Source organism: Pseudomonas sp. H3_A02, from assembly GCF_054671965.1.
Genome location: NZ_CP162807.1, coordinates 1,654,196 through 1,672,204, shown reverse-complemented (window position 1 = coordinate 1,672,204; position 18,009 = coordinate 1,654,196). Strand labels below are relative to the sequence as shown.

The window sequence follows — 18,009 nt, the reverse complement described above, 5'->3', positions numbered from 1 at the left end:
CTCGGCGGCGGATCGTTACGGTTGGCGTAATGGTTCACGATGAACACAAATCAAAAATGTGGGAGCGAGCTTGCTCGCGATAGCGGTGGGTCAGGCCACATCAATGCTGACTGTTCTGTCGCCATCGCGAGCAAGCTCCCACCCCTGATCGTATCCACGCGGGTACGATCGAGCCGATTTATCAGGTTGAAATGCTTACCTTGTGGGAGCGGGCTTGCTCGCGAAACGGTGTATCAGTCGACATTGAGGTGGCTGACACTCCGCTTTCGCGAGCAAGCCCGCTCCCACCAGATTGATGGTTACCTTTCGATTGGTGGCGGCATCAAGCCTTCGCATTCCTGACGATCCGGTGGCTCGGCTTTCAGGCCGCCGCTACGTAACAGATTCTCCAGGTTTTCTTGCTTGCCCATCCTTGGTTTCCAAAGGGTCTTCACCCAGCAAATTGATCTTGTCCTGTTGCGCTACACGCACTACGAAACTGTTGCCAGCGGCAAATTTCACAGCCCAGTCCTGGGGCGTGTAGAGAGTCGGGTTAAGCGGGCTACCCAACTGCTCTTCCAAGGGCATGAGCCGCTCCATGACTTCACTGTAGTGCAGGCCTTCACCGATCAGCATGAGATCTATGTCACTGGATGCGTTTGCCTGGCCTTTAGCAATGGAGCCATAGACGAACGCCCAACTCAGCTGTTCTGAAAAAGGTTCCAACGCCTGACGCAACGGTTCGGCGATACCGATGGTTTTTTGCACGATGCCCAACAGTTCACTGTAAATCGGGCAATGTGGATTGGCCTGGTAATGGGTTTGATTGCCCTGACGCGTCATGGTGAGCACACCTGAGCGTTGCAGGCGCTCTAACTCCCGCATGAGGCTGCCCTTACCGACTTGAGCCCAGCGGGCAATTTCGTTGGTATAGAAGCTTTGATCCGGCTTACCGAACAACAAACCCAAGACCCGTTTCTGGGTGGCAGTGAAAAGAGCATTACTGAGAGAGAGGTGATTCATGGAGGATACCAAGAGTCCCAAAAAGGGAACGATAGGTCCCTTTTTGGGACCTATCAAGCTTTGAGCATAAATAGGTCCCATAAAGGGACTGATCAGACCCTTTATGGGACCTATTAATTGATATGTCGCTAAATCGGCGGCATGCCTGAATTCCAGTAATCGACATAAATCATTGTGGGAGTGAGCTTGCTCGCGATAGCGACGGGTCTGCTTGCATCAATGCTGAATGTGCCGCCTTCGCGAGCAAGCTTTGCTCCCACAGGTCTTGCTCAAACAGGTCCAGCCCAAACAGGTCTGATGGGTGTACACCGCCCGCCAGAGCCAGGCCGGCTGTCAAGCCGCCATCGCGAGCAAGCTCGCTCCCACAGTGGAGATGTGCATGGTTCAGGGTTTGTGGTGCTGAACCAACCCCGCCGCCACCACCAACTCCTCCAACGCCAGCAGATCCGGCACTTTCGCCACATGTTCACCCACCTGTACCGCCGCCTGTTCCAGCCCGCACAGCGGCACGTCGACGTAGCTCAATTGGCTGTCGAGCTTGCAGGAGCGGGGGATGCCTTGCACCAGCAACGCTATGAACCGCAACTCCGGCCGGCCGCCCAGGGCGTTGAGCACGACGATGCGCACGCGCTCGCCCATCACGGTTTTCTGGCCGCAGGCCGACTCGAAGCTCAACAGCGGGATCTGCCGTTCGCGCCAGCTCACCCAGCCCAGGAACCACGGCGGGGTGTCCAGATCGAAGGCGCTGCTTTGGTAGTCGATCAGTTCGGCCACCGCCACGTTGGGCAGGATCAGATGCCGGTCGGCCAGGGGCAGCAGCAACCCGGTGAGGTGGCTGGCGCGATGTTCATGCATGGTTTTTGCTCCAGTAGGCGATGCTGTCGAGCAGCACCGATTCCTGGTACGGCTTGCCCAGGTAGTCGTTGACGCCGATGGCCATGGCGCGGTCGCGGTGTTTCTGGCCGGTGCGGGAGGTGATCATGATGATCGGCAGGTGCGCCAGGCGTGGGTCGTTGCGCACTTGGCTGGCCACTTCGAAACCGTCCATGCGCGGCATCTCGATGTCCAGCAGCATCAGGTCGGGCGCGTGTTCGGCCAGCAGCGCCATGGCATCCACGCCGTCCTTGGCGGTCAGGACGTGCATGCCATGGCGCTCCAGCAGGCGGCTGGTGACCTTGCGCACCGTCACCGAGTCATCCACCACCAGCACCAGCAGTGGCCGTTGCGGTTCGCCCTCACCTTCAGCCGGCACTTGGCGGCGCGGGACCTGGTGGGGCAAGGCGCGGATCGGCGCCAGCAGGTCGAGAATCAACACCACCCGGCCGTCCCCCAGGATCGTCGCCCCGGACAGGCCCTGCACCGCCGAGAATTGCGGCCCCAGGCTCTTGACCACGATCTCCCGGGTCCCGGCGATAGCGTCCACCTGCACAGCCACGTGCCGCTCGTTGCACTGCACCAGCAGCACCGGTAACGGTTGGCTCTGGCCCAGCAACTTCGGCCGTGCGCCGGTTTTCAACAGCTCGCCCAGGTAGCACAGCTCATAGCGCTGCCCGGCGTAGGTGTAGGTCGGCGGATCGAGTTGGTAATAGCCATCCAGCTCGGCGGGCAACACCCGGACAATGCTTTCGATGGCGTTCAGCGGGATCGCGTACTGATCTTCGTGACAATGCACCATCAACGCCCGGTTCACCGCCACGGTAAACGGCAGGCGGATGCGGAAATGCACGCCCTGCCCCGGCGTGGAATCGATGATCATGCTGCCGCCCAACTGCCGCACCTCTTCGTGGACCACGTCCATGCCGACGCCACGCCCGGAGATCTGGGTGATTTTTTCCGCAGTGGAAAATCCCGGCTGCAGGATGAACTGCAGCACGTCGCGGTCGCTGATGTCACTGTCCGGCGCCAGCAGGCCACGCTTGATCGCCTTGCTCCGCACCGCCTCCAGCGGCACGCCGGCACCGTCGTCACGGATGTCGAAAATGATGTCGCCACCTTCCCGGGACAGGTCGAGGCTGATGCGCCCTCGCGCCGGCTTGCCGGCGGCGATGCGCACGTCGGCCGGTTCCAGGCCGTGGTCGACGGCGTTGCGCAGCATGTGTTCCAGGGGCGCGGCCATGCGCTCCAGGACGTTACGGTCCATCTCGCCGTCGGCATTGCCGACCACGAACTCCACGTCCTTGCCCAGTTCCTGTGCCACTTGCCGGACGATGCGCTTGAGCCGCGGCAGCATGCGCTCGAACGGCACCATGCGCGTGCGCATCAGGCCTTCCTGGAGCTCGGTGTTGATCCGCCCCTGCTGTTGCAGCAGGACCTCGGCATCGTGATTGCTGCGATCCAGGGTCTCCTTGAGCTCGAGCAAGTCCGAGGCGGACTCGAACAGCGCCCGAGACAACTGCTGCAACTGAGAATGCCGGTCCATCTCCAGCGGGTCGAACTCTTCGTAGCCCAGGCGCTCGGCCTCCACCTGCTGGCGGCTGAGAATCCGCCCCTGGGTTTCGGTGTCCAGGCGCCGCAACTGGTCGCGCATGCGCTCGATGGTGGTTTCCATTTCGCCCAGGGCCACGCGTGCATCGTTGACCTGCTGTTCGATGCGCCCACGGAAAATCGACGTTTCGCCCGCCAGGTTCACCAGGTCGTCGAGCAGTTCGGCCGAGACCTTGACCATGTCCGCACCGTCGCCCGCTGCGCCGGGGTCTTGTCTGGCGGGGGGCGCCGCTGGCTGACTGGCGATGGGCGCAGTGATCGGCTCCGGTGTCGGGACAGCCTGTGGTGCAGCACTTTCCTGGGGATGATTCACCGCCTGGATCTGCGCGATCAGCCGATCAGCCAGCGGGCACGAATGGCCGGCGCGCACCGCGTCGAGCATCTGCGCCAGTCGGTCATGGCTGCTTTGCAGCAAGGCGAACAGCGCCGGGGTCGGCTGGAGCAGGCCCGCCGACAGGCCTTCATAGAGGTTTTCCAGCTCGTGGGCCAGATCGCCGATGGGGACGATTTCCACCATCCGCGCGCCACCCTTGAGGGTGTGCAAATCCCGCAGCAGGGTTTCCACGGCCTGGCGATTGGACGGTTCTTCCTGCCAGCGCAGCAGCGCCGCGCCTGAACTGTCGAGGATGTCGAAACCTTCTTCCAGGAAGATTTCCAGCAACTCGGGATCATGGCCGGCACCGTCGGCTCGGGTCGCGGCGCTCGTCTCGATGGCGTTCGGCTTGTCCTGGCGGAACCTGCGGATGGAGTCGATCAGCGCAACGGGATCGCCCAACGGCTGGCCCTGTTGCAACTGCCCGAGCAACAGGTCCAGGCGTTCGTGGCTGCTGCCGAGCAGTTGCGCCAGTTCCTCGCTGTAGCTGTAGCGCCGGTCCACCAGCCCCTCGTAAAGGTTTTCCAGCTCCTGGGCCAGGTCGCTCACCGGGCGGATGTCGGCCATCCGCGCGCCACCCTTGAGGGTGTGCAAGTCCCGTTGCAGCGAGGACAACGGCGCACCGTTGTCCGGATCGGCCAACCAGCGTTGCAGGGCCTGGGCGGCACTTTCGAGGATGTCCTGGGCCTCTTCGAGGAAAATCGACGCAAGGTCATCTTCCACCGAGGTCTCGGCGGGTGCATCGCGCTCCATCTCCGCCGTGGCGTGGCCCAGTTCGCGGATGCTCAGGGTGCGGCTGCCGTCGCTGCGGATCAGGCCGGTGGCCGACGGGTCGAGGCTCTCCTGGAGCAGGCGGCGCAGGGCCGCTACCCGCTCGGGCTGCGGACGCACATGTTGCCCGGCCGCCAGCTCATCGAGCATGTCGATCAGCGCTTCATGGGCGAGCTGCGCCTGCTGGAAAAATTCATCGCTGACCGCCAGGCTGCTTTCTTCCACCGCACCATAGAGGTCCAGCAAGGCTTCGCAGAGTTCGTCCACCGGGTGCAGGTCGGCCAGGTGCGCGCCTTCGCCGAGGGTGGTCAGTTCATCCAGCAGCGCACTCAGTTCCTGGCCTTCACCGGGGTGCTGCTGCCATCGCTGCAAGAGGCTTTCGGCGTCCAGCAGGATGTCCATGCCCTGGGCGAGGAAGTTGTTGATCAGTTGTGGATCGCGCTTGGTTCGCAGTGCTTTGTCCGGCGCACTGTTGGCGGCGTGCAGACGCTCGGCCAACAGAGCCTGGGCACGCTGGATCAGATCCTCGGCGCCGGGGATCGGCGCCAGCGGCTCGCTGTGCAACTGGCGCAGGCCGCGGCGCAGCAGTCCGTCCGCCTCCAGGAGCAATTCCACCTCATCCAGATCGAGGGCGATCAGGTGCGCCCGGTATTCCCGGGCCAGTTCATCCATCGCGCCGGCCAGCTCGGCGATGGGCAGTACGCCGGCCATGGACGCGCTGCCCTTGAGGGTGTGCAAGGCTCGCTGCAATTCATCGCTGGCCTGCAACGGCAGATGGTCGGCCGCCTGGTCGAGAAAACGATTGAGGCTGGTCAGGTGGCCCTGGGCTTCGTTGTCGAAGATCTTCAACAGCAGCGGATCGAGGGCGGCCACGTCCTGCTCGTCGTCTTCATCGTCTGCATCGCCGCCCTTGGCCAGGGCATGGGCGCGGGCGGCCAGGCGGTCGACGTCGTCGCGCTGGCGCTGTCGATTGGCGGCGAATTCGGCCACAAGGGCCGGCAACAACTGCACCGTGTCTTCGATCAACTGACGGACCGACGCCTGCGGCTCGACGCTGCGCTCCAGCACCCGGTTGAGCAGGTTTTCCACGGCCCAGGCCAGTTCACCCAGCACCAGCGCCCGGACCATCCGGCCGCTGCCCTTGAGGGTGTGGAAGGCCCGGCGCAGTTCGCTCAGGGCGCCGTGGTCGTCGGGATGCGCACTCCAGCGCGGCAAGTGTTCACGCAGGACGTCGAGCACCTCGGCGGTTTCCTCGAGGAAGACCTCGCGCAACTCGTCGTCCACCGGGCTCTCGTCCAATGGTGGCGGCAACAGGCTGCCCGGGGTGCTCTTGGCCGGCGGATTGACCGCCGAGACCGGGCTGGCCAGCACCTGGGCCAAGGACTGCACCGTCTGCGGGTCATCCAGCTCCTGCAAGTCCTGCATGACCTGGGCTTCGTTGGGGCTCAACACATCATCGAGCACCGGTACCCGTGCTTCGTCAGGGAAATAACCGAGCGCGGCCAGGCTCCGCTCGACTCCATCGAGCAACGGCTCGCCAGGGGTTTCCGGGTCTTCGCTCAGGCGCTCCAGGTAGTATTCGAGGCCAGTGATCACGTCGGCCAGGTGGTCGAGTTCTTCCCAACCCGGCTGCGCCTTCTCCAGCAGCAGATGGTCACGGATGAACGCGTTGCAGGCCTCCACCAGGCTGGCGGCACGGCTCAGGGGGATCATCGCCAGTGCCCCGCGCACCTGGGTCAGCAGCGCCGGCAAGGGTTGCAGTTGCTCGCTGTTCCAGTCCGCGTCGATGTAGTCGACGATCATGTCCTTGGCCTGTTGCAGGCAGGTGTGGGCTTCCTTGATGACGATCTGGTGGATCTGGGTCAGGTCGGTGGTGGGCAGGTGCGTGTCTTCACGGCTCTCGGGCTCGACGGTGCCGACCATGCCGGCCAGGGTCGCCTCGACGTAGAGCAAGGCCCCGGCGACGTCCATGAGGGTCGCGTCGTCCGGCTCGCGCTGGCCCTGGGCGAGACTCAGGACCACCGCCAGTTGATCGATGATGACCTTGCGCGGCTGGCCGAAACCCAGCACCGCCAGGGTGTCGGCGATCTGCCGCAGCGGCGCCAGCAGGCTGTCCAGCTCCGAGGCGTGCTGGCGATCGCTGCGCACGAACAGGTCCAGGCGCTCCTTGACCCGTACCAACTCCTCGCACAGCGCGGCAAGCACCGAGCGCATGGCATCGCGGTCGGGCCCGGCCAGGCGCGCGCGTTCTTCGTCGACCATGGCGCTGTCGGGCAGCGCGTCGTCCAGTGAGTAGCGTTCTTTCATGATCTGCATCTGCCCGCTGGGGTGTTCGGCCTTGGCAATATAGAACAACAAGCTCTTGAGCAGGTGGGGCGGTGCCGGTTGATTGATGCCGGGCATGCCTTGGTCCAGCAGGCGCTTGAGTTCCTTGTCAGCTTCCTTGAACAGGCTGCGCAGCGCCGGGCTGTTGGCGATGCGCCCGTCACGCATGCCTTCGACCAGCGCCGAGGCCACCTGCCATAACGCATTGAGCGGTGCCCCGGCGCATAACGTTTCCAAGCGCTGGAAAACCTTGGCCAGGTAACCGAGGTGGGTCGCGTCATCCTGTTCACGCAGCAGGCCCACCAGGGCCATTTGCAGGGTCTGGCGCCATTTGCGCAAGGTGTTTGGCAGGTCGGCGGGTTCGAGGCGCCGCAAGGCCTCATTGCCCAGCGGCGCAATATCGGGCAACTCGGGACTGAACAGGCTGGTTTCCGACAACAGGCTCTCGCCCCGAGCACTGCGCAGGTCGTTGATCAGGGGCAGTACCACCAGCGGCAAATCTCGGCGGGCGCCTTGTATGCGATCCAGGTAGATCGGCAACTGCCCCAGGGCCTGGCTCAACAGGCTGATGGCTTCGTCGCGATGGGTGACGCGGTTGTCCTGCAGGGCGGCGCACAGCTGCTCCATCTCCTCGGCCAGCAACGCCGCACCGTAAAACTCGACCATCTGCAGGCCGCCGTGGACCTGGTGAATGCAGGCCAGGCATTGCCCGAGGGCATCCGACGCCTGGGGATCGTCCACCAGGCGGTTGAGGGCCAGATGCGCCTGCTTCAGCGTTTCGGCAATCTCGCCCTTGACCCATTCCAGGGCCACGTAGTCGTGCCGATCACCCATAACCACTCCAATCAGGAGAACACAACACGCCTGCGGGAAAGGGATTGATCTGTGGGAGCAAAGCTTGCTCGCGATGCAAACATCTCGGTTCCCGAAGTACCGCGTTATCTTCATCGCGGGCAAGCCTTGCTCCTACAGAAACCTCCTCGCCACAAAAAGCCTTTTCCAACGGATGGATCCGGTTGGTCACGCTTTGTCCTCCTCGACCGAAGGCTTCGCCGGCAAGGTAAACCCCGACACCGAACGGCGCAGCTGGCTGGCCATTTTCGCCAGGTTGCCGATACTTTCGGCAGTGGCGGTGGAGCCCGACGACGTCTGCGTGGTGATCTGCTGGATCACGTTCATGGTCAAGGAAATCTGCCCCGCCGAGGTGGTCTGCTGCTGCGCCGCGTTGGAGATGCTCTGGATCAGCGCCGCCAGGGTCTTGGACACGCCTTCGATCTCTTCCAGGGCGACGCCGGCGTCCTGGGCCAGCCGCGCACCGCGCACCACTTCGGTGGTGGTCTGCTCCATGGAAATCACCGCTTCGTTGGTGTCGGCCTGGATCGCCCGCACCAGGGTCTCGATTTGCCGGGTCGCCGCCGAAGAACGCTCGGCCAGGCGCTGCACTTCATCGGCCACCACCGCGAACCCGCGCCCGGCATCCCCGGCCATGGACGCCTGGATGGCGGCGTTGAGGGCGAGGATGTTGGTCTGGTCGGCGATGTCGTCGATCAGGCTGACAATGTCGCCAATTTCCTGGGATGACTCACCCAGGCGTTTGATGCGCTTGGCGGTGTCCTGGATCTGTTCGCGAATGTTGTCCATGCCATGAATGGTGTTGTGCACCACCTCGTTGCCCTTGTTGGCAATCTCCACCGAGCGCTCGGCCACCGCCGACGATTCGGCGGCATTGGCCGAGACCTGGTCGATGGACTGGGCCATTTCATTAATTGAAGTCGAAGCTTCGGAAATTTGCTGGGCCTGGTGCTCGGACGCCTGGGCCAGGTGCATCGCCGTGGCCTGGGTTTCCTGCACGGCGGCGGCGACCTGGCCGGCGGTGAGGTTGATGGTCGCCACCAGATCGCGCAGCTGGTCCACCGAGTAGTTGATGGAATCGGCGATGGTGCCGGTGAAATCCTCGGTGACCGAGGCCGTGACGGTCAGGTCGCCGTCGGCCAGGTCCTCGATTTCATCCAGCAGCCGCATGATCGCGTTCTGGTTGCGCTCGTTCTTTTCCGCGGTTTCGTGCAACTGGCGGTTGGTCTCACGGACCATTACCAGCCCGATCAGGATGATCGACATCAGCGCCATCAGCCCCAGCACATAACCGCCGATGGTATTGACGGAACGCCCGCCGGCGAGGTTTTCGAAGGCCGTGGCCAGGTGCGAAGCCTCGTCGAGCAGGGTCTGTGACAGGTTGAAGATGTTGCCCGCCGATTCGCGGACCTTGAACAGCTCCGGGGAGGTCTCGAGGATTTCATCCACCGAGCCCGAGACAAACTCGAACAGCTCGCTGATTTCGCTCAGCCGCGCCCGGGCATCGCGATCCTGGACCTGGGAGATCTTCAGGGCCGGGTCACCTTGCAACATGCCATTGAGCACCTGGCCAAAACGCGCCGCGTCGCGACCGAAGGTGTCGGCGGCCTGACTGGCGTTTTCGTCCCCCGCCAGCACGGTATTCACCGCGCCGAGAATCCGTTCGGCCAGCAGCGACTGGCGCTGGGCCATGGCCACTTGGGTGGCCGGCGCGCCACGTTGCAGCAGGATTTCGACGACTTTTTCGTACTCGACCTGCAACTGCGGCACGGTTTCGGCCAGGGTCGCCGCCACCTGGTGCAGTGACAGCACGGTCTGCTCGCTGGAGAGGATGGCATCGGTGTTCTTGAGCAGGCGCTCCCAATCCAGCTGCACGGCGCGCATCTGCGGGCGCAGGGTGGCGGGCGCAGGCGGCAGGCCGGTCACCGGGTCGCCCTGCTTCAGGTAACCCCAGCGCTGGGCGAAGTCATTACGCGCGTCGCTCAACAGCTTGAACGCCGCGGGCTTGCCGGCAGCGGCCTCGGTGGCGTTCTTGGCGATGCGCTGGGACAGCACCCGCAGCTCACCGGCATGGCCGATGTACTGTTTGTCGTAGGTGGATTGGGTGTTGAGGTAAGCGAAGTTGGCGAACAGCAGCATGATGAAGACGATCAGTGCGACGAACAGCACGATGATCTGCGAACGACTGCGCGACGCTTCCAGTGGCTTGCCTGTTTTTGCTTTGATCATCGGTTCTCGCCTGTGCTGCCCAGTCCAACTCACTGCTATTAACTGTAGTGTTGTGCAGTCTGCTCAATCAGTGTGGCTCTGTGGGAGCAAGGCTTGCCCGCGATGAGAACGACACAGTTTTCTCGTCAACCGAGGCGCCGCCATCGCGAGCAAGCTTTGCTCCCACAGGTTTGCTCCCACAAGGGGCCTGCGCTGCCTCTCGTCAAATCGCCACATCCATGAACCCCGGCGACCGCGCCAGGGCAAACGGGCTGAACACCTGCCACTCGCGCTCGCCGCCGAACCGGCCCTGGACGAAGGCCGCCTCCGGACCGTCGAGATCGTCCACCAGGAGCGGTTCCAGGCTGTCCTGGGCAAAGTGCTGCAGCCCGAGGACCTCGTCCACCAGCAACCCGGCGAACACCTCGTCGTGGTCCACCACCAGCACCCGCCGCTGCTTGCGCACGGTGGACAGCTCATGGCCGAAGAACCCGCACAAATCCATCAACGGCAACAAGCGCCCGCGCAGGTTAGCCACGCCACGCACCCACGGCTTGACCCCGGGCAAATGCGTGTGACGTGGCTCGTGCAGCACTTCGCTGACTTCGCCCATCGGCGCCACGTACCAGTGCTCGCCCAGGCGAAAACCGATGCCGCTCCAGCCAACGCGGTGGGTCGGCTGGGAAGGCAGGTCTGCCCCCAGCAGCCGGCAACGCCGGTCGATCTGCAGCAGCAGCTCGAAGGCCGTCAGGGATTGGCTCATGGCCGCGCCGTCAACCCGCCAGTACTTTGTTCAAGGTCGCGATCAGGGTTTCTTCGTCCACCGGCTTGGTCAGGTAGTCCTTCGCCCCCTGGCGCGTACCCCAGACCTTGTCGGTGTCCTGATCCTTGGTGGTGATGATGATCACCGGGATATGGCCGGTGTCCGGGTCCTTGGTCAACTGGCGCGTGGCCTGGAAACCGTTGAGGCCGGGCATGACGATGTCCATCAGCACCGCGTCGGGTTTTTCCTGGCGGGCCAGGGCCACGCCATCGGCGCCATTCTCGGCCTTCAGGACCTGATGACCATGCTTTTCCAGCATGCCGGTCAGTTTGTACATTTCAGTCGGCGAATCATCGACGATCAGAACTCGTGCCATGGTGTTCCCCATTTTCTTGTCGACCCCAGGCCCGTTGGCCGAGTGTCATTGATGTGCCTGGTGCGGCTGGACAGCGGCAAAGCCCGGGACATGGGCCTGTATCGCTCCCAGCAGTTCTTCCTTGCTGAACGGCTTGGTCAAAAACTGATCGGAACCGACGATGCGCCCCTTGGCCTTGTCGAACAACCCATCCCGGGACGACAGCATGATCACCGGCGTGGCCTTGAACGCGCTGTTGTTCTTGATCAGGGCACAGGTCTGGTAGCCATCGAGGCGCGGCATCATGATGTCGACGAAGATGATGCCCGGATGATGATCGGCGATCTTGGCCAGGGCATCGAAACCGTCGATGGCCGTGATCACCTCGCAGCCCACGTTGCGCAGCAAGGTTTCGGCGGTGCGGCGGATGGTCTTCGAGTCGTCGATGACCATGACCTTCAAGGCGCTGGGTTGCTGCGTGAGATGCTCTGCCATTGCCACTGCGAACCGATTTTTAACGCGTAAGTGTGATCGACAGCGCAAACCCTTGATGTTCAAGGCCCGCACGTCACATGGCAGCCTTTTTAGCACAGTCTCCATCGCCGATCTATCGGCCGCTCGGCGCGGTGGTTTTTCCTTGACCGCCAATCTTCCGGGCGCCACTCTGACGCCACTTTTTCACGCCATTATGTGCCCATCACTTTTCGAGGAACCAAGCCATGAGCGTACGCGTCGGCATTGTCATGGACCCTATTGCCAGCATTTCCTATAAAAAGGATAGCTCGCTGGCCATGCTGCTGGCCGCTCAGAAGCGCGGCTGGGAGCTGTTCTACATGGAGCAGCGCGACCTCTACCAGGCCGAAGGCCAGGCACGGGCGCGGATGAAGCCGCTGAAGGTCTTCGCCAACCCTGAGAAGTGGTTCGAGCTGGGCGACGAAAGCGACGCACTGCTCAGCGACCTGGACGTGATCCTGATGCGCAAGGATCCGCCGTTCGACATGGAGTTCGTGTATTCCACCTACCTGCTGGAACAAGCGGAAAACGCCGGCGTGCTGGTGGTCAACAAGCCCCAGAGCCTGCGCGACTGCAACGAAAAGCTGTTCGCCACGCTGTTCCCGCAGTGCACGCCGCCGACCATCGTCAGCCGTCGCCCGGACGTATTGCGCGAATTTGCCGACCATCACGGCGACGTGATCCTCAAGCCTCTGGACGGCATGGGCGGCTCCTCGATCTTCCGGCACACAGCTGGCCACCCGAACCTGTCGGTGATCCTGGAAACCCTGACCTTGCACGGCCAGCAGCAGATCATGATCCAGGGCTACCTGCCGGCCATTGTCGATGGCGACAAGCGCATCCTGATGATCGACGGCGAACCGGTGGACTATTGCCTGGCGCGTATCCCGGCCGCTGGCGAAACCCGGGGCAACCTGGCGGCCGGCGGACGTGGCGAGGCGCGGCCGTTGACCGAGAAAGACCGCTGGATCGCCGCCCAGGTCGGCCCGACCCTGCGCGAGAAAGGCCTGCTGTTCGTGGGCCTGGACGTGATCGGCGAGCACCTGACGGAAATCAACGTCACCAGCCCGACGTGCATTCGCGAGATCGACAACGCCTTTGGCACGGACATCGGCGGCATGCTGATGGATGCCATCGATCAGAAGCTCAAGGCTCGTTGATCCAGATCTGCTGAAGGAAACCCACATTGCGTTATCATGCCCGGCCTGAAAAAAACGCGATGTTGGTTTCCTTGTCATGACACTTCCGTCCGATCTGCCCCTAGAGCTCGCCCATCGTGGCGTGCGCCCGGCTGATCGCCTCGGTTTTACACTGTTCCTGGCGGCGCTGATCCACCTGGCCTTGCTGCTGGGCGTCGGGTTTGCCACGGTCGAGCCCAAGCAGATCAGCCAGACCCTGGAAATTACCCTGGCCACCTTCAAGAGCGAGACCAAGCCCAAGAAGGCCGATTTCCTCGCCCAGGAAAACCAGCAAGGCAGCGGCACCCTGGAAAAAAAGGCGATTCCCAAGACCACCGAGATCGCGCCATTCCAGGACAACACGGTGCAGAAAGTCACCCCGCCGCCAGCGGCCAAGCCCGAAGTGCAGGAGACGGCACCCAAGGCGGCCGTGACCACCGTGGCGCCGAAGCCGAAAAAAGCCCCGGTCAAGGAAGAGGTCAAGCCCGACCCCAAGCCCAAGGCCCCGGCACCGACTTTCGACAGTTCCCAGTTGTCCAGCGACATCGCCAGCCTGGAAGCCGAACTGGCCCAGGAGCAACAGCTCTACGCCAAGCGCCCGCGCATCCACCGCCTGAGCGCCGCCTCGACCATGCGCGACAAGGGGGCCTGGTACAAGGACGAATGGCGCAAGAAGGTCGAGCGCATCGGCAACCTCAACTACCCCGACGAAGCGCGACGCAAGCAGATCTACGGCAACCTGCGGCTAATGGTCTCGATCAACCGTGACGGCTCGTTGTATGAAGTGCTGGTACTGGAATCCTCCGGCCAGCCGCTGCTGGACCAGGCCGCCCAGCGGATCGTGCGCCTGGCGGCACCGTTCGCACCGTTTACCGGGGACCTGTCGGACATCGACCGGCTGGAAATCATCCGCACCTGGAAGTTCGCCCGGGGCGATCGCCTGTCCAGTAACTGACCCACCGCCAATCCCCTTGTGGGAGCGGGCTTTGTGGGAGCAAGGCTTGCCCGCGATGAAAACGCCGCGGTCTCTTGAGGACCGCAGCGCCTGGATCGCGAGCAAGCTTTGCTCCCACACAACCCACATTTGATCGGTGTCGCCTTCCAGATCGAGGCATTTCCTGCACATCCCCAGCTTGTCAGTTCGGCCCTGCGCCGCCACACTAGCGCCTATGAAAAACGTCAGCCCCACCTACCTCAAGCATCACTTCCTGATCGCCATGCCGCACATGGCCGATCCGAACTTTGCCCATACCTTGACCTACATCGTCGAGCACACGGCCAATGGGGCCATGGGGCTGGTGATCAATCGCCCGCAGGAGCTGAACCTGGCGGACATTCTTGAGCAGTTGCGCCCCGACGTAGAACCGCCACTTTTGTGCCAGCATGTGCCGATTTTCATCGGCGGCCCGGTGCAGACCGACCGCGGTTTCGTGCTCCATCCGTCGGGTCCCAAATACCAGGCCACGGTGGACCTGGACGGCGTGTCGCTGTCCACCTCCCAGGACGTGCTGTTCGCCATCGCCGACGGCGTCGGCCCGGAAAAAAGCCTGATTGCCCTCGGCTATGCCGGCTGGGAACCCGGGCAACTGGAAGCCGAGCTGACGGATAACGCCTGGCTGACCTGCCCATTCGACGCCGACATCCTGTTCAACACCAGCAGCGAACTGCGCCTGGAAGCTGCGGCCAGCCGGTTGGGGGTCAACCTCAGCCTGCTCACCAGCCAGGCAGGACACGCCTGATGGCCCTGCGCTTGCTGCTGGGCTTCGATTACGGCACCAAACAGATCGGCGTAGCGGTCGGCCAGGTCATTACCGGCCAGGCCCGCGAGTTGTGCACCTTGAAGGCGCAGAATGGCGTTCCGGACTGGAGCCAGGTCGAAGCGCTGATCAAGGAGTGGAAACCCGATGCCGTGGTGGTCGGCCTGCCGCTGAACATGGACGGCACGCCCAGTGACATGTGCCTGCGCGCCGAAAAGTTCGCCCGCCGACTCAATGGCCGCTACAACCTGCCCTTCTATACCCATGACGAGCGCCTGACCACCTTCGAGGCCAAGGGCGAGCGCCTGGTGCGCGGCGGGCAGAAAGGCAGTTACCGCGACAATCCGGTGGACGCCATCGCGGCCGCCCTGCTCCTGCAAGGCTGGCTCGACGCCAACACCGCCCTGTTTGAAACCTGATTTTTTACAAAGCGCCGCCAAGGCGCTTTCTTTTAGCGATAAGCCGCGCCACTCACCACCGGCCCGGGAACCTGAAGGAGCCAGCATGAGCCTGCCCAATCCTGCCGAACTGATCAGCCAGATGGCGATTCGTCTCACGGCACACCTGGAACAACGCGGCATCAGCGAACCGCGCTACATCGGCATTCGCACCGGTGGCGTCTGGGTCGCCCAGGCCTTGCTCGATGAACTGGGCAGCCAATCGCCCTTGGGCACCCTGGATGTGTCCTTCTACCGCGACGACTTCAGCCAGAACGGCCTGCACCCGCAAGTACGCCCCTCGGCGCTGCCGTTCGAGATCGAAGGCCAGCACCTGGTGCTGATCGACGACGTGCTGATGAGCGGCCGGACCATCCGCGCCGCTATGAACGAACTGTTCGACTACGGCCGCCCAGCCAGCGTGACACTGGTATGCCTGCTGGACCTGGACGCCGCCGAGCTGCCGATCCGACCGAACGTGGTCGGTGCGACGCTGACGCTGACCGCCCATGAGCGGGTCAAGCTCTCCGGGCCGTCGCCGCTGCAACTCGAACTGCAAGACCTTGCCCTTTAACTGCCCTTGTAAGAGTCCATCGCGATGACGCCTCTCGAAACCAAGCGCCCGCTGCAGCTCAACGATCAGGGCCAGCTGCGGCACTTCCTGTCCCTCGACGGCCTGCGCCGCGAGCTGTTGACGGAAATCCTCGACACTGCCGACTCGTTCCTCGAAGTCGGCGCCCGGGCGGTGAAGAAAGTCCCGTTGCTGCGCGGCAAGACCGTGTGCAACGTGTTCTTCGAAAACTCCACCCGCACCCGCACCACCTTCGAACTGGCGGCCCAGCGCCTGTCGGCGGACGTGATCACCCTCAACGTGTCCACGTCCTCGGCGAGCAAGGGCGAAACCCTGCTCGACACCCTGCGCAACCTCGAAGCCATGGCCGCCGACATGTTCGTCGTGCGTCACGGCGACTCCGGCGCTGCGCACTTCATTGCCGAGCACGTGTGCCCGCAAGTGGCGATCATCAACGGCGGCGACGGCCGTCACGCCCACCCGACCCAGGGCATGCTCGACATGCTGACCATCCGTCGGCACAAGGGCAGCTTCGAGAACCTGTCGGTGGCCATCGTCGGCGACATCCTGCACTCGCGGGTGGCCCGCTCGAACATGCTGGCCCTCAAGACCCTTGGCTGCCCGGACATCCGCGTGATCGCGCCGAAAACCCTGCTGCCCATCGGCGTCGAGCAATACGGCGTGAAGGTCTACACCGACATGACCGAAGGCCTCAAGGATGTGGATGTGGTGATCATGCTGCGCCTGCAACGCGAGCGCATGACCGGCGGCCTGCTGCCCAGCGAGGGCGAGTTCTACCGCCTGTTCGGCCTGACCACGGCGCGCCTGGCCGGGGCCAAGCCGGATGCCATCGTCATGCACCCGGGGCCGATCAACCGCGGCGTGGAGATCGAGTCGGCGGTGGCCGACGGGCCGCACTCAGTGATCCTCAACCAGGTGACCTACGGCATCGCCATCCGCATGGCCGTACTGTCCATGGCCATGAGCGGGCAAACGGCCCAGCGCCAATTCGACCAGGAGAACGCCCAGTGAAGCTCAGCATTCTCGGCGCACGCGTGATCGATCCAGCCAGTGGCCTGGATCAAGTGACCGACATTCATATCGATGCCTGCAAGATCGTCGCCCTTGGCGCGGCGCCGACGGGTTTTGTCGCGGTCGACATCCTCGACGCCCAAGGCCTGGTGGCCGCTCCCGGCCTGGTGGACCTGAACGTCGCCCTGCGCGAACCGGGCTACAGCCGCAAAGGCAGTATCGTCAGCGAAACCCGGGCCGCCGCTGCCGGTGGCGTGACCAGCCTGTGCTGCCCGCCGCAGACCAAACCGGTGCTGGACACCTCGGCCGTGGCCGAACTGATCCTCGACCGCGCCCGCGAAGCCGGCAACACCAAGGTCTTCCCGATTGGCGCACTGAGCAAAGGCCTGGACGGCGAGCAATTGGCCGAGCTCATCGCCCTGCGTGACGCCGGTTGTGTGGCGTTCGGCAACGGCCTGAACAGTTTCCGCAACACCCGCACTCTGTGCCGAGCCCTGGAATACGCAGCAACCTTCGGCCTGACAGTGATCTTCAACTCCCAGGACCACGACCTGGCCGAAGGTGGCCTGGCCCACGAAGGCCCGACCGCCAGTTTCCTCGGCCTGCCGGGCATCCCGGAAACCGCCGAGACCGTGGCCCTGGCCCGGGACCTGCTGTTGGTGGAACAAAGCGGCGTGCGCGCCCACTTCAGCCAACTGACCAGTGCCCGCGGCGCGGCGCTGATCGCCCAGGCCCAGGCTCGTGGCCTGCCGGTGACCGCCGATGTGGCGCTGTACCAGTTGATCCTGACCGACGAAGCGCTGATCGGCTTCAACAGCGTCTACCACGTCCAACCGCCGCTGCGCACCCGCGCCGACCGCGACGGCTTGCGCGAGGCAGTGAAGTCCGGGGTGATCTCGGCCATCTCCAGCCATCACCAACCCCACGAACGCGATGCCAAGCTGGCCCCGTTCGGCGCCACCGAGCCTGGCATCAGCAGCGTCGAACTGCTGCTGCCGCTGGCCCTGACGCTGGTGGAGGATGGCTTGCTGGACCTGCCGACCTTGCTGGCGCGCCTGAGCGCCGGCCCGGCCCAGGCGCTGCAATTGCCGGCGGGGAAACTGGCGGTTGGCGCGGCAGCGGATCTCGTGCTGTTCGACCCAGCCGCGTCCACCGTGGCCGGTGAAGCTTGGCGTTCCAAGGGCGACAACTGCCCGTTCCTCGGCCACAGCCTGCCAGGTGTGGTGCGCTATACCCTGATGGATGGGCGGATTACTCACCAGGTCTGATACCGAGTCGCCTGCTTCGCGAGCAAGCCCGCTCCCACATTGGATCTGGGGTGTTCACACATCATGTGTTCACCGAAGCCCTGTGGGAGCGGGCTTGCTCGCGAATGCAGGCAACTCGGT

General features: G+C 63.7%; 14 protein-coding genes. 7 read left to right on the top strand and 7 right to left on the bottom strand.

Annotated elements, in window-relative coordinates; translation table 11 throughout:
- Positions 1-372 precede the first annotated feature (372 nt).
- From AB4N80_RS07205 to pilG, 7 genes are all read right to left on the bottom strand, one after another.
- Complete coding sequence (locus tag AB4N80_RS07205; protein ID WP_354336094.1) at positions 373-1,002, bottom strand: nucleotidyltransferase domain-containing protein; 630 nt, start codon at positions 1,000-1,002, stop codon at positions 373-375.
- Between the two features lie 384 nt (positions 1,003-1,386).
- Positions 1,387-1,857, bottom strand: coding sequence for a chemotaxis protein CheW (locus tag AB4N80_RS07200; RefSeq protein ID WP_305468749.1), 471 nt, complete (start codon positions 1,855-1,857; stop codon positions 1,387-1,389).
- Positions 1,850-7,789 (bottom strand): Hpt domain-containing protein, encoded by a 5,940-nt coding sequence (locus AB4N80_RS07195; protein ID WP_460081288.1) that lies wholly within the window; start codon positions 7,787-7,789, stop codon positions 1,850-1,852. Before AB4N80_RS07195 ends, AB4N80_RS07200 begins: the two co-directional genes overlap by 8 nt.
- A gap of 186 nt (positions 7,790-7,975) precedes the next feature.
- Positions 7,976-10,036, bottom strand: a complete 2,061-nt coding sequence (locus tag AB4N80_RS07190) for a methyl-accepting chemotaxis protein (protein ID WP_122567387.1) — start codon at positions 10,034-10,036, stop codon at positions 7,976-7,978.
- A gap of 202 nt (positions 10,037-10,238) precedes the next feature.
- Complete coding sequence (locus tag AB4N80_RS07185; protein WP_122567388.1) at positions 10,239-10,778, bottom strand: chemotaxis protein CheW; 540 nt, start codon at positions 10,776-10,778, stop codon at positions 10,239-10,241.
- A gap of 10 nt (positions 10,779-10,788) precedes the next feature.
- Positions 10,789-11,154, bottom strand: coding sequence for a twitching motility response regulator PilH (gene pilH, locus AB4N80_RS07180; protein WP_003206465.1), 366 nt, complete (start codon positions 11,152-11,154; stop codon positions 10,789-10,791).
- A 45-nt stretch (positions 11,155-11,199) separates the two neighbouring features.
- Positions 11,200-11,628: a twitching motility response regulator PilG gene (gene pilG, locus AB4N80_RS07175; RefSeq protein WP_122567389.1), complete on the bottom strand. Its 429-nt coding sequence runs from the start codon at positions 11,626-11,628 to the stop codon at positions 11,200-11,202.
- A gap of 224 nt (positions 11,629-11,852) precedes the next feature.
- Between pilG and gshB the strand changes: the two genes are divergently transcribed.
- From gshB to AB4N80_RS07140, 7 genes are all read left to right on the top strand, one after another.
- Positions 11,853-12,806 (top strand): glutathione synthase, encoded by a 954-nt coding sequence (gshB, locus tag AB4N80_RS07170; protein WP_053188919.1) that lies wholly within the window; start codon positions 11,853-11,855, stop codon positions 12,804-12,806.
- 76 nt (positions 12,807-12,882) lie between these two features.
- Positions 12,883-13,779 carry an energy transducer TonB gene (locus AB4N80_RS07165; RefSeq protein ID WP_122567390.1) on the top strand — a complete coding sequence of 299 codons (897 nt, stop codon included), beginning with the start codon at positions 12,883-12,885 and terminating at the stop codon, positions 13,777-13,779.
- A gap of 214 nt (positions 13,780-13,993) precedes the next feature.
- A complete protein-coding gene (locus AB4N80_RS07160; RefSeq protein WP_122567391.1) occupies positions 13,994-14,563 on the top strand; it encodes a YqgE/AlgH family protein in 570 nt (189 codons plus the stop codon).
- On the top strand, positions 14,563-15,000 hold the full coding sequence (gene ruvX / locus AB4N80_RS07155; protein WP_122567392.1) for a Holliday junction resolvase RuvX: 438 nt from the start codon (positions 14,563-14,565) through the stop codon (positions 14,998-15,000). Before AB4N80_RS07160 ends, ruvX begins: the two co-directional genes overlap by 1 nt.
- An 85-nt stretch (positions 15,001-15,085) precedes the next feature.
- Positions 15,086-15,592, top strand: coding sequence for a bifunctional pyr operon transcriptional regulator/uracil phosphoribosyltransferase PyrR (pyrR, locus tag AB4N80_RS07150; protein WP_122567393.1), 507 nt, complete (start codon positions 15,086-15,088; stop codon positions 15,590-15,592).
- A 24-nt stretch (positions 15,593-15,616) separates the two neighbouring features.
- Positions 15,617-16,621 carry an aspartate carbamoyltransferase catalytic subunit gene (locus tag AB4N80_RS07145; protein ID WP_003177495.1) on the top strand — a complete coding sequence of 335 codons (1,005 nt, stop codon included), beginning with the start codon at positions 15,617-15,619 and terminating at the stop codon, positions 16,619-16,621.
- Positions 16,618-17,889 carry a dihydroorotase gene (locus tag AB4N80_RS07140; RefSeq protein WP_122567394.1) on the top strand — a complete coding sequence of 424 codons (1,272 nt, stop codon included), beginning with the start codon at positions 16,618-16,620 and terminating at the stop codon, positions 17,887-17,889. The genes AB4N80_RS07145 and AB4N80_RS07140 overlap by 4 nt, the downstream gene beginning before the upstream one ends.
- Positions 17,890-18,009 lie beyond the last annotated feature (120 nt).